This window comes from Armatimonadota bacterium, assembly GCA_031459715.1.
In the GTDB taxonomy this organism is placed as follows: Bacteria; Sysuimicrobiota; Sysuimicrobiia; order Sysuimicrobiales; family Humicultoraceae; genus Humicultor; species Humicultor tengchongensis.
In genome coordinates this window covers 50,541-62,500 of record JAVKIA010000010.1, presented here as the reverse complement: position 1 = coordinate 62,500, position 11,960 = coordinate 50,541, and the positions used below count along the sequence as shown (strand labels likewise).

The following is an 11,960-nucleotide window of genomic DNA, read 5'->3' as shown; positions in this document are numbered from 1 at the left end:
TGTGGTGCTGCTGGCCGGGGGATGGGGGTTGACGGTTACGCTGGTAGGGACGTTTGTGGGTGCGGGCCTGCTCACCTGGTACCGACGCGGGGAGAAGTTGCAGCCGGAGCATCGCCGCGGTCGGTCCGCCGCCCAGGTCCTGGCCAACGGGACCGTTCCCGCGGTGGCCGCCCTGGCCGGCGCCATCCTCGATTCCCCGCGGGCGCTCCCTGCAGCGGTTGGTGCCATGGCCGCCACCGCCGCGGACACCTGGGCCACGGAGCTTGGCCTGCTCAGCCGGCGGATGCCACGGCTGATCACCACGGGCGCTGTCGTCCCGCGGGGCCGCTCCGGAGGGATCACTCCCCTGGGCACGGCCAGCGGCGTGGGAGGGGCCCTGGTCGCCGCTATCCTGGGGCGGCTTGTCATCTCGGCCAGCACCCTGGGGATCGCCCCGATCGTCACTGGGGGCGTGGCCGGATTCCTGGTTGACAGCCTCCTGGGGGCGACCCTGCAGGCGCGCTACCGGTGTCCCGCCTGCGGCCAGGAGGGAGAGGCGCAGGCGTGCACCTGCGGCGCCCAGCGGCGGCTGGCCGGAGGATGGCGGTGGGTGACCAACGACGTGGTCAACATCGCCGCCACCGCGGTGGGGGCAGTGGTGGCGGCATTTCTCTCCCGATGACCCTAGTGGCGGAAGTGCCGCTCCCCGGTGAAGACCATGGCCAGCCCGTGGGCGTCCGCTGCGGCCACGACCTCCCGGTCGCGGACCGACCCTCCTGGCTGGATGACGGCGGTGACCCCGGCGACCGCAGCCTCCTTGACCCCATCGGCGAAGGGGAAGAACCCGTCGGAAGCCAGCACGCTGCCGCGGGCCCGCGCACCGGCCCTGAGCACGGCCAGGCGCACGCTATCCACCCGGCTCGTCTGACCGCCTCCCACTCCCACCGTCTGCCCGCCCGCGGCCAGGACGATGGCGTTGGAGCGGACGTGCTTGCAGACCAGCCAGGCGAAGCGGAGGTCCGCCAGCTCCTGGGGCGTGGGGGTGCGGCGTGTGACCACCCTCTCCTCCCGGGGCAGGCCGGCCGCATCGGCGTCCTGCACCAGCAGTGCCCCGGGGAGGGAGCGCACCACCCGGGCCGCCGGGGAGGCAGCAGGGGCCAGAGTTCCTACAGGAGTCTGAAGCACGCGGAGGTTCCTGCGCCCGGCCAGCCTGTGCCTGGCGCCGTCTGTGACCTGCGGGGCGATCAATGCTTCCAGGAAGAGGCTCCCCAGGGCATCCACCACCTCTGGGTCCACGGGAGCGTTGACCGCCAGGATGCCACCGAACGCGGAGGTGGCATCGGCGGCAACGGCACGCCGCACGGCCTCGGCCGTGGTGGCCCCCAGCGCCGCGCCGCAGGGTGTGGCGTGTTTGACCACCACTGCCGCCGGCGGGGCCAGCTCTTGTACTGCCGCCCAGGCCGCGTCCAGGTCGGCCAGGTTGTTGTAGGAGAGGGGCTTGCCCTGCAGCAGCTCGGCACCAGCCACCTCGCCGGGTGGCGTCGCTGGCACCGTGTACAGCGCCGCCCGTTGGTGGGGGTTTTCGCCGTAGCGCAGCAGGGCGCGCCGCCGGTAGACGAGGACCAGCGGGTCGGGGAAAGCTTCCTCGCCGGCCAGACGGGCGGCAATGGCCGCGTCATAGGCAGCGACGCGAGCGAAGGCGCGCGCGGCCAGCTCGCGGCGCGTCTGCTCCGAGAGGAAGCCGCCATGCGCCAGCTCTTGCTGCACCGGCGCGTACTGGGCCGGATCACAGACTGCGCCCACACGCCGCCAGTTCTTTGCCGCCGCCCGCAGCAGGGTGACTCCCCCTATGTCGATCCACTCGACGAGGTCCTCCAGGCGCTCCCCGCGCGCCGCCGCCTCCTCGAAGGGGTACAGCGTGACCACCACCAGGTCGATGGGCCGGATGCCGTGGCCGGCCAGCTCGGATAGGTGCTCGGGCCCGCCGGCCAGGATCGCCGCGGCGATGGCCGGGTGCAGGGTCTTTACCCGACCCCCCAGCAGCTCGGGATACCCCGTAAGCGCCGAGACCCGGGTCACGGGGAGGTGGGTCTCCTCCAGCGCGCGGGCGGTCCCTTCTGTGGCGATCAGCTCAAACCCCATCTCTGCCAGCGCGGCGGCGAAGGGCACTAGGCCACTCTTGTCCGAGACGCTGAGCAGGGCGCGACGGCTGGGATCCCTCATCCTCACCTCATCCTCCTGCGGCTGGGGCGACGCGTACCTTGAGGAGGAGCCGGCCGGAGGCGACCTCTCCTACCACCTCCGGGTAGAGCCGGTGCTCGGCCTGGGCGACGCGGGCGGCCAGGGTCTCGGGAGTATCTCCGGGCAGGACGGGGACGGTGGCCTGGGCCAGGATTGATCCCCCGTCTACCGTCTCGTCCACCAGGTGGACCGTGCACCCGCTGCGGAGCGCCCCCGAGGCCAGCACCGCCTCGTGCACGCGCAGGCCGTACATACCGCGGCCCCCGAATGCCGGCAGGAGCGCCGGGTGGATGTTGAGGATGCGCCCGCGGAAGTGCGAGACGAACCAGGGAGAGAGGATGCGCAGGAAACCCGCCAGGCAGACCAGGTCCACCCGGGCCTCACGCAGCAGCCGCAACAGGTCTGCCTCGAACTCCCGCCGCGACCGGCCCCGGTGCTCCACCAGGTGCGCTGGCACCCCCGCCCGCCGCGCGCGTTCCAGGGCGGGTGCGCCGGCGATGTTAGCGATGACCACCGCCACGGTGTAAGGGGCTCCTGCCGCGGCCGCGTCCAGCAGCGCCTGGAGATTGGAGCCGTATCCGGAGACCAGCACCCCGATGCGCATCAGCCGAACACCACCCCTCGCTCCCCGGGGACGACTTCCCCCACCGGCCAGGCCTCTTCCCCTGCCTCCTGCAGCAGCGCCAGCGCGCGCGGCGCATCTGCGGGGGCGACCAGCAGTACCATGCCCACGCCCAGGTTAAACACCCGACGCATCTCTTCCTGGTCCAGCGCCCCCAGCCGCTGCAGGAAGGGGAAGATGGGAGGGACGGGCCAGGCTGGCTCCAGGCGCGCCTGAAGGCGGGGCGGCAGCACCCGGGTGATATTCCCGGGCAGCCCCCCTCCGGTGATATGGGCGGCAGCGTGCACCGGCAGCGCGGCGAAGAGCCGCCAGAGGGCCGGCGCGTAGCAGCGGTGTGGCGCAAGCAGCGCCTCCCCCAGCGATCCGCCCAGGGCGGCCCGGTGCCGGCGCAGGTCCCGACCTTCGACCAGCCTGCGGGCCAGGCTGTAACCGTTGGTGTGCAGCCCGGTGGAGGCCAGCCCGATGATCCGGTCGCCTGGCCGGACCTGTGCCGGGCCCAGCTCAGCATCCACCAGACCGACCATGGCCCCGGCCACGTCGTAGGCGCCCTCCCGGTAGACCCCTGGCATCTCTGCGGTCTCCCCTCCGACCAGGGGAATCCCCAGCCGGCGGCAGGCCTCGCTCATCCCTTCAAGCAGCGCCTCCAGCACTGCGGCGTCCAGGCGGCCCATGGCAACGTAGTCCGCAAATCCCAGCGGTCGGGCACCGGCCGCGGCCAGGTCGTTGGCGCAGTGGGCCACGATGTCCGCGCCGACCATACGGTCCTGGCCCAGGCGGCGGGCCAGGAGCGTCTTGGTGCCCACCCCGTCGACGGTGAGGGCCAGGCGGTCCGCTCCCCCGGGCAGGCGCAGCACCCCCGCGAACCCGCCCCAGGGGGAGATATCCGACCCAAGGGTCCTGGCGACCAGCGGGCCCAGCGCCTCCAGCAGGCGGGACTTGCCCGCCACATCAACACCGGCCCGGCGGTAGGTCAGCGGACGCGCCACGCGGTGGGTCAGCGCGTGCGCCATTAGGTCGCCGCGGGAGCCCCGCCCTGCACCGTCTCCCGCTCCAGCGCGGCGCGTCCGGCTTCCTCTTCGGTGGGTACGCGCGTGGGGTACCGGCCGTCCAGGCAGGCCAGGCAGAGCACCCGGGCAGGCAGGTCCAGCGCCTCTACCAGCCCCGCCTGGCTGAGGTAGCCCAGCGAGTCGGCTCCCAGGTACGCACGGATCTCCTCCACCGAGCGCGTGGCCGCGATGAGCTGACCGCGGCTGCTGGTGTCGATCCCGTAGAAGCAGGGGAAGCGGATGGGCGGGCTGCTGACGCGCATGTGGACCTGGCGGGCTCCCGCGCGGCGCAACAGGGCGACGATGCGGGCGCTGGTCGTCCCGCGGACGATAGAGTCGTCCACCAGGATCACCCGTCTCCCCCGGACCACCTCGCGCACGGCGTTGAGCTTGATCTGCACTCCGGCCTGGCGCACGGCCGGGCTGGACTCGATGAAGGTGCGGCCGATGTAGCGGTTCTTGATCAGGCCGATCTCCAGCGGGAGGCCGGCCTCCTCCGCATAGCCCATGGCCGCCGAGCTTCCCGAGTCGGGGACGGGCACCACCAGGTCCGCCGCGGCCGGGTGCTCGCGGGCCAGGATGCGGCCCATGCGGCGGCGCACCTGGTGCACGTTGCGCCCGAACAGCGCCGTGTCCGGTCGGGCGAAGTAGATGTACTCGAAGACGCAGTGGGCGCGGCGGTGGACCTCCAGCACAGGGAGGGCTCGGGCACCATCCGCCGTGCAGACCACCAGCTCCCCTGGGTCGACCTCGCGGTAGGGCTGCCCGGCGGTGTGGTCGAAGGCGCACGTCTCGGACGCCAGCATCCAGAAGCCGGGCCCACCTCCCAGGACCAGAGGGCGGATGCCGTGGCGGTCGCGGAATCCCAGGATGGTCTCACCCGCAAGCAGCACTACGGTGAAGGCCCCTTCCAGGCGCTGCATCCCGTAGCGGACCGCCTCCAGCAACGTGGCAGCGGGGGCCCGGGCGATCAGGTGGGCGATCACCTCGGTGTCGGTGCTGGAGGTGAAGACGCAGCCTGTCCCCTCCAGGGTGCGGCGCAACACCGGGGCGTTGATCAGGTTGCCGTTGTGCACCACGGCCAGCGGCCCCCAGGGTGAGGGGACGACGATGGGTTGCGCGTTGGCCAGCGTGGCCGACCCCATGGTGGCGTAGCGGACGTGCCCCACGGCCAGCCACCCCTCCAGCGCCCGGATGGCCTGGGGGGTGAAGACCTGCGCCACCAGGCCCAGATCGCGGTGCACGCACAGCCGGCAACCGTCTGAGGCGGCCATCCCCGCGCTCTCCTGGCCGCGGTGCTGCAGCGCGTATAACGCCAGGTGCAGAAGCGGCCCCGCCAGCGTGGTCCGGTCGCGGCAGAGAACCGCAGCGACGCCGCACTCCTCCTTCCACAGGCGCCTTTCCACGGCCTCCCTCACAGCAGCCGGGCCAGAGCCCCCCAGGCGCGCCGCAGGCGGGCCAGGGAGAGGTCGACCCGCGCGCCGCCCGGTCCGGCCAGGCGCAGCCGGCTCCCGACAAGACGGCCGAGCCGGAGGAAGGGCACGTCGCACGCGGCCGCCAGCGCCTGGAGCGGCTCCAGGTGCGGCGGGGCCAGCGCGCAGACCACGCGCGTCCCGCCCTCGCCGAACAGGTCCACAGCGTCGCCGGGGCCCGGCAGGGAAACCTCGGCGCCCCTGCCAAGGATGAGGCAGCACTCCGCAAGGGCCACGGCCAGTCCCCCGGCGCTGACGTCGTGAGCGAAGACGGCCAGGCGGCGGCGGACCGCCTGGCGCACGCAGGCGATGGTCCGGGCGGAGGCGTCAAGGTCCGGGCGAGGGAAGCCCGGGGCCAGCGCGCCCCACAGCGCCCGCGCGTAGAGCGATCCCCCCAGGCCGGGTGCGGCGGACCCCAACAGGACGAGCAGGTCCCCCTCGGCCACGCGCGCCGGGGCGGCCACCTCCGGCACGCGGCCCACCATGGCTACTACCGGGGTAGGCAGGATCGGGCCACAGGGACCCTCGTTGTAGAAGGAGACGTTGCCCCCCACCACCGGCACCCCCAGCGCCCGGCAGGCTGCAGCGATACCCTCCACAGCCTGGACGAAGGTCCAGAACACCTCCGGGTCCTCCGGGCGGCCGAAGTTCAGGCAATCTGTCACCGCCAGCGGCTCCGCCCCGGCGCAGGCCAGGTTGGCCGCCGCCTCCATCACCGTAGCCGCCCCGCCTCCGTAAGGGTCGACGGCGCACCAGCGGCCGCAGCCGTCTACCGTCAGCGCCAGGCCCTCCGGGGCCAGTTCCGGAAGCCGCAGGACCGCGGCCCCCCTGCCTGGACGGACGACCGTGCGCACCTGGACCATGTGGTCGTACTGCTCGTAGATCGGTGCCGCGCTGGTCACCTCCGGTGCCGCCAGCAGGGCCAGCAGCGCCTCTTCCAGACGCACGGTGCGTACCCGGGGCGGAGCCGGAACCGCGGCCGGGGTGGGGACGACGTGCCGCTCCGGAGCCGCCGTCAACAGGCGCACCGGCAGGTCGGCCACGGTGACCCCGCCGGTTTGAGCCCGAAACCACCCGTCCGCGGTGACATGGCCGACCACCTCCGCCTCCAGCCCCCAGCGACGGTAGATGGCCGCCAGCGATGGCGCGTCGGCGGGCCGCGCCGCCAGCAGCATCCGCTCCTGCGACTCCGACAGCAGCACCTCTGCCGCAGCCAGGTTCGGCTCCCGCAGGGGCACGCGATCCAGGTCCAGGACCACTCCGGTACCCGCCCTGGCAGCCATCTCCCCGGCGGCGCAGGCGAGGCCCCCTGCCCCCATGTCCTGCAGGCCCAGGACGCGCCTGGTGGCCAGCGCCTGCCGGGTCGCCTCGATCAGGCACTTACCTGAAAACGGGTCCCCGATCTGGACGGCGGAGCGGTCCCGGACCTCGGCGGCGGCGTCCAGGACGCCGGAGGCAAACGCCGCCCCGCCGATCCCGTCCCGCCCGGTGGGAGCACCGGCGTAGAGGAGGACCGCACCCGGCGGGGCGGCCCGGCCGCGGACGATCCCGACGGTGCGCACCAGACCCAGGCAGGCCACGTTGACCAGCGGCGCCTCCGCGTAGGCGGGATCCGTGGCCAGCTCGCCCCCCACGGTGGGCACGCCCACGCTGTTGCCATAGGCGGCGATGCCGCCAACGACGCCTCTGGCGAGGCGGCGGGCGCAGGCATCGGTGAGCGGGCCAAAGCGCAGCGCGTCCAGCAGCGCCACCGGTCGCGCCCCCATGGCCAGGACGTCGCGGATGATCCCGCCCACGCCGGTGGCCGCCCCGTTAAAGGGATCGACAGCGCTGGGGTGGTTGTGGCTTTCCATCTTCCAGACAAGTGCCCACCCCCCGCCCAGGGCCACCACCCCGGCGTTCTCCCCCGGACCCTGGAGCACGCCGTCCCCGCCTGCAGGCAGCCGGCGCAGGACCTGGCGGGAGTGCCGGTAGGCGCAGTGCTCGGACCACATCACCGCCAGGCACCGTGCCTCGATGGGGTTGGGCGCCCGCCCCAGCGCCACGCGCGCCACCGCCTCGTCCAGAGGGGCCAGCCCGTATCGGGCCGCCGCTTCCGCAAGAACCGGAGCCTCTGTGCGCGACGCCGCCACCACCCTCACTACTCCCCGGCCAGGGAACGCAGGGCCGACTCGAAGAGGGAACGACCGTCCTCCGAGCCCAGCACCCCTTCTGCAGCCCGCTCCGGATGCGGCATCATCCCCACCACGTTCCCGGCCGCATTGCACACCGCGGCGATGGCCCGGGCCGACCCGTTGGGATTGGCCCGTGGGCGGACCCGGCCGGCGGGGTCGCAGTACCGGAAGACGACCTGCCTCTTTCGCTCCAGCGCGCGTAGCATGGGAGGCGGCGCCAGGTAGCGGCCTTCGGCGTGCGCCACCGGCAGGCGCAGCACCTGGCCCGGTCGCAGCCCCCGGGTAAACGGTGTGCGCACACATTCGGTGCGCACCCACACGTCGCGGCAGACGAAGCGCAGGGTCCGATTGTGCAGCAGCGCGCCGGGGAGCAGCCCTGCCTCGGTCAGGATCTGGAACCCGTTACAGATGCCCAGGATCGGCAGGCCGCGGTCCGCCGCCGCGCGCAGGGCCGTCATCACAGGCGCGGTGGCCGCGATGGCTCCCGCCCGCAGGTAGTCCCCGTAGGAGAAACCGCCGGGCAGGACTACGGCGTCCAGCCCCTCCAGGGCCCGCTCCTCGTACCAGACCTGGCGCACGTCCTGGCCCAGCACGTGGCGCAGCACGTGAGCGCAGTCCCGGTCGCAGTTGGAGCCGGGGAAGGCGACCACCCCCCAGATCACCGGGCCGCGCCTCCGGGCGCTCCAGACCACTCCCCCTCCTCGATCCGCCAGGTCTCGATCAGGGGGTTGGCCAGAAAGCGCGCGCACATCCCCTCCAGGTCGGCGGGGCCGTCGGGGAGGACCAGCTCCAGGTACTTCCCCGCGCGCACCTCCTCCACGGCAAAACCCAGCGCCGCCAGCCCCTGGCGGATGGCCCGCCCCGGAGCGTCCAGCACCCCCGGCTTCAGGGTGATCACCACGCGCACCGTCCTCACGGCCCCTCCTCCTCCAGCGCCTCACCCACCAGGCGCCGGTAGACCTGGCGGTACCGCTCAACGGTGGCCGCCACGACCTTAGGGGGCAGTGCCGGCGCGGGTGGCTCGCGGTTCCAGCCGATTCGGACCAGGTAGTCGCGGACGAACTGCTTGTCGAAGGACTCGAGGCTGCCCCGGCGGTAGGCCTCGGCTTCCCAGTATCGGGAGGAGTCCGGGGTGAGCGCCTCATCGATGAGCAGGAGGGTGCCGTCGGGGATCAGACCGAACTCGAACTTCGTGTCTGCCAGGACCAGGCCGCACGCGGCCGCGTGGTCGTGCGCGTACCGGTAGAGGGTCAGGGAGATCTCCTCCAGGCGGCGCGCCAGCGCCACCCCCAGCAGCGCCTCCGCCCGGGCAAGGGGGATGTTCTCGTCGTGACCGGCGGTGGCCTTGGCGGCGGGGGTGAACAGGGGCCGGGGGAGCGGCGACCCGGGGCCGAGGCCGGAGGGCAGGCGCAGCCCGCCCACTGTCCCGCCGGCGCGGTACTCCTCCCAGGCGGACCCCGCCAGGTAGCCGCGGACGACGCACTCCACGTCCACCCGCTGCGTCCGCCGCACCACCATCGCCCGGCCGCGCAGCGGGGCCAGCCGCGGGTCGCGGGAGCCAAGCAGCCCCTCCACATCCAGGGAGAGAAAGTGGTTGGGTACCAGGTGCGCGGTGCGTGCGAACCAGAAGGCGGAGAGCCGGGTCAGGACTCGGCCCCTGCCGGGGATGGGGGTGGGCAGCACGTGGTCAAAGGCAGAGAGGCGGTCCGTGGCTACCAGGAGGAGGCGTTCCCCGGGCAGCGTGTAGACGTCGCGCACCTTGCCCCGTCCCAGCATGGGGAAGGGGAGGTCGGTGCCAGCCAGCGCCGCGGATCTCATCGCCCCGCAACCGACCGCAGGTCCTCTGCCGCATCGCCCGCCAGGACCCGGTCGATGATGGCCGGGATGTGACGCAGGTGGGGTTCCAGGTCGAAGCACCGCTCCAGGCGTGCCGCAGGAAGCAGTCCGCGTGCGGCTACCAGCGCGCGGAAGTCCCCCTCGGTCTCCAGCGCCTCCAGGGCCGCGGCCTGAACCGCGGCGTAGGCCTCCTCCCGCGGCCACCCCTCCTCCAGCAGCGCCAGCAGGACCGCGTGGCTGAAGACGATCCCGCCAAAGCGCCAGAGGTTACGCCACATGATCTCCGGATAGACGCGCAGCCTGCGGATGACCTGGGCGAGCAGCCGCGTCATGTAGTGGACCAGCGCGGTGGCCTGGGGGAGGAGCAGCCGCTCGGCGGAGGAGTGGGAGATGTCCCGCTCCCCCCACAGCGCCTGATTCTCCATGGCGGCCAGCGCACATCCCCGTAGTATTCGGGCCAGACCGCAGATGCGCTCGCAGAGGATGGGGTTGCGCTTGTGGGGCATGGCCGAGGAGCCGATCTGCCCGGGACGGAACGGCTCCTCCACCTCCCGGATCTCGCTGCGCTGCAGGGTGCGAAGGTCCGTGGCCACCCGCTCCAGGGTGCCGCCCAGGATGGCCAGGGCCGCCAGGTACTCGGCGTGGCGGTCCCGTTGCAGCACCTGAGAGGCCACCGGGGCAGGGACCAGACCCAGCGCCGCGCAGACGTGCGCCTCCACCCGGGGGTCCAGGTGGGCGTAGCTGCCCACCTCCCCGGAAAGCTTGCCCACCCGCACGCCCTCGCGCGCCCTGCGCAACCGCTGCTGCCCTCGCCGCACCTCGCTGTACCACAGGGCCGCCTTCAGCCCCAGGGTGACCGGCTCGGCCAGGATGCCGTGAGTGCGGCCGGCCATCACCGTCTCCCTGTGGCGCCGCGCCAGATCGGCCAGGGCGGCGGCTAAGTCCTGCAGCTCTCCGTCGATCAGGTCAGCGGCCCGCACCAGCAGCACCGCCTGCGCCGTCTCCACCACGTCGGCGGAGCCCAGCCCGCGGTGCAGGAAGCGGGCGGCCTCGCCCGTCTCCTCCGCTACCGAGCGCAGGAAGGCGACGACATCGTGAGAGGTCTGGGCCCGCTCGATCTCAGCGATGCGCTCCGGCGGGCCCACGCGGGCCTGGCGGCGCAGCCGCTGCGCTGCCTCCGCGGGGATCTGGCCCAGGGAGGCCTGCGCCTCCACCGCCAGCAGCTCGACCTCCAACCACAGGGCGAAGCGGTTCTCCGGCGCCCACAGCGCCTGCATCTCCGGGGTGGTGTAGCGGTCAAGCACGTCTTGCCTCCGTCGGAGCGGCCCGCCGCAGCAGCGTCTCCCGGCTGCGCCCCACGCCCACCAGGGTTACCGGGCGTCCCACCAGGACCTCCAGCCGCTCCACGAAGCGCCGGGCCTCAGGTGGGAGCTCCTCGAAAGCGCGCACCGGCTCGTCCAGCGACCACCCCGGCCACTCCTCGTAGACGGGCCGGACGCGCGCCATCACCGGGGTGTGGGGCACGGTGGTCAGCACCTGCTCCCCGTCGCGGTAAGCGACGCAGACCATCACCCGGTCGAAGCCGGAGAGGACGTCCAGCTTCATCACGGCCAGCTCGGTGAAGCCGGCTACATCCGCGGCGAACCGCGCGGCCACGGCGTCGAACCACCCGCAGCGTCGCGGCCGCCCCGTGCGCGCACCGTACTCCTGCCCCGCCTGGCGCAGCCGGTCGCCCGTGGCATCAGGCAACTCCGTGGGGAACGGCCCGGCGCCCACGGCGGTCGTGTAGGCTTTCACCACGCCGATGACCCGGGTGATCTCCGCGGCGGGGATCCCTGCGCCTGCTGCCGCCCCTCCGGGCAGGCACGTCGACGAGGTCACGTAGGGGTACAGCCCCCAGTCCAGGTCGCGCATCACCCCCAGGTGTCCCTCCAGCAGCAGCCGCTGCCCCGCCCGCCGTGCCTCCTGGAGGAGGGCGTGGGAGTCCACCACGTAGGGGGCGAGCTGCTCCCGCCACACCCGGCAGCGGCGGAGCAGGTCGGCGGGGTCGAAGTCGGTGAACCCGTAGAGCCCCCGAAGCAGTGCCCGTTTCCGCGCGCCGAGGTAGTCCAGGAGGCCGCGGAGGTAGTCCTCGACGTAGAGGTCCGCTACGCGCACTCCCAGGCGCGCCGCCTTGTCGGCGTACATCGGCCAGATGCCCTGCCGGGTGGTGCCGTGGGCGGCGGGGCCGCGCGCCTCCTCCTCCAGCTCGTCCTGCACCAGGTGGTGCGGGAAGACCAGGTGCGCCCGGTCGGAGATGCGCAGCCCGGCGACGTCCACCCCCCGGGCCTGCAGGTCGCGCACCTCCTGCAGCAGGACATCGGGGTTGACGGCCACCCCCGGACCGAGCAGACAGGTCACTCCCCGGTGGAAGATCCCCGAAGGGACCAGGTGCAGCCGGAAAGTCCCTCGCTCGGTGACGATGGTGTGCCCGGCGTTGCTGCCGCCGTTGAAGCGGATGACCACGTCGGCCTCTGCGGCCAGGGCGTCGACCACCCGGCCCTTTCCCTCGTCCCCCCAGTGCCCGCCGACGACGGCTGTGGCACTCACG

The 11,960-nt window shown here is 73.1% G+C and carries 11 protein-coding genes (1 of these 11 only partly in view); 1 reads left to right on the top strand and 10 read right to left on the bottom strand.

The window, feature by feature from the left end:
- Positions 1-661 carry the 3' portion of a DUF92 domain-containing protein gene (locus QN152_05890; protein ID MDR7539052.1) on the top strand. It extends 125 nt beyond the left edge of the window, so 661 of the gene's 786 nt are visible here — the last part of the coding sequence; its start codon lies off the left edge, out of view; its stop codon occupies positions 659-661.
- A gap of 2 nt (positions 662-663) precedes the next feature.
- Here QN152_05890 and purH read toward each other — a convergent pair whose 3' ends face one another.
- From purH to QN152_05840, 10 genes are read right to left on the bottom strand one after another with little or no spacing between them, the layout of a single operon-like run.
- Positions 664-2,202 carry a bifunctional phosphoribosylaminoimidazolecarboxamide formyltransferase/IMP cyclohydrolase gene (gene purH / locus QN152_05885; protein ID MDR7539051.1) on the bottom strand — a complete coding sequence of 513 codons (1,539 nt, stop codon included), beginning with the start codon at positions 2,200-2,202 and terminating at the stop codon, positions 664-666.
- 7 nt (positions 2,203-2,209) lie between these two features.
- Positions 2,210-2,824: a phosphoribosylglycinamide formyltransferase gene (gene purN, locus QN152_05880; protein MDR7539050.1), complete on the bottom strand. Its 615-nt coding sequence runs from the start codon at positions 2,822-2,824 to the stop codon at positions 2,210-2,212.
- On the bottom strand, positions 2,824-3,852 hold the full coding sequence (gene purM, locus QN152_05875; protein ID MDR7539049.1) for a phosphoribosylformylglycinamidine cyclo-ligase: 1,029 nt from the start codon (positions 3,850-3,852) through the stop codon (positions 2,824-2,826). The genes purN and purM overlap by 1 nt, the downstream gene beginning before the upstream one ends.
- On the bottom strand, positions 3,852-5,294 hold the full coding sequence (gene purF / locus QN152_05870; GenBank protein ID MDR7539048.1) for an amidophosphoribosyltransferase: 1,443 nt from the start codon (positions 5,292-5,294) through the stop codon (positions 3,852-3,854). Before purF ends, purM begins: the two co-directional genes overlap by 1 nt.
- An 8-nt stretch (positions 5,295-5,302) precedes the next feature.
- Positions 5,303-7,495 (bottom strand): phosphoribosylformylglycinamidine synthase subunit PurL, encoded by a 2,193-nt coding sequence (gene purL, locus QN152_05865; GenBank protein ID MDR7539047.1) that lies wholly within the window; start codon positions 7,493-7,495, stop codon positions 5,303-5,305.
- 5 nt (positions 7,496-7,500) lie between these two features.
- Entirely contained in the window at positions 7,501-8,196 is a 696-nt protein-coding gene (gene purQ, locus QN152_05860) for a phosphoribosylformylglycinamidine synthase subunit PurQ (GenBank protein MDR7539046.1), read from the bottom strand.
- Positions 8,193-8,450, bottom strand: a complete 258-nt coding sequence (gene purS, locus QN152_05855) for a phosphoribosylformylglycinamidine synthase subunit PurS (protein ID MDR7539045.1) — start codon at positions 8,448-8,450, stop codon at positions 8,193-8,195. The genes purQ and purS overlap by 4 nt, the downstream gene beginning before the upstream one ends.
- A complete protein-coding gene (locus QN152_05850; protein MDR7539044.1) occupies positions 8,447-9,352 on the bottom strand; it encodes a phosphoribosylaminoimidazolesuccinocarboxamide synthase in 906 nt (301 codons plus the stop codon). The genes purS and QN152_05850 overlap by 4 nt, the downstream gene beginning before the upstream one ends.
- Positions 9,349-10,674, bottom strand: a complete 1,326-nt coding sequence (purB, locus tag QN152_05845) for an adenylosuccinate lyase (protein ID MDR7539043.1) — start codon at positions 10,672-10,674, stop codon at positions 9,349-9,351. The genes QN152_05850 and purB overlap by 4 nt, the downstream gene beginning before the upstream one ends.
- The gene (locus tag QN152_05840; GenBank protein MDR7539042.1) at positions 10,667-11,959 is read right to left on the bottom strand and encodes an adenylosuccinate synthase; all 1,293 of its coding nucleotides are present in this window, start codon (positions 11,957-11,959) and stop codon (positions 10,667-10,669) included. Before QN152_05840 ends, purB begins: the two co-directional genes overlap by 8 nt.
- Between the last annotated feature and the right edge of the window lies 1 nt (position 11,960).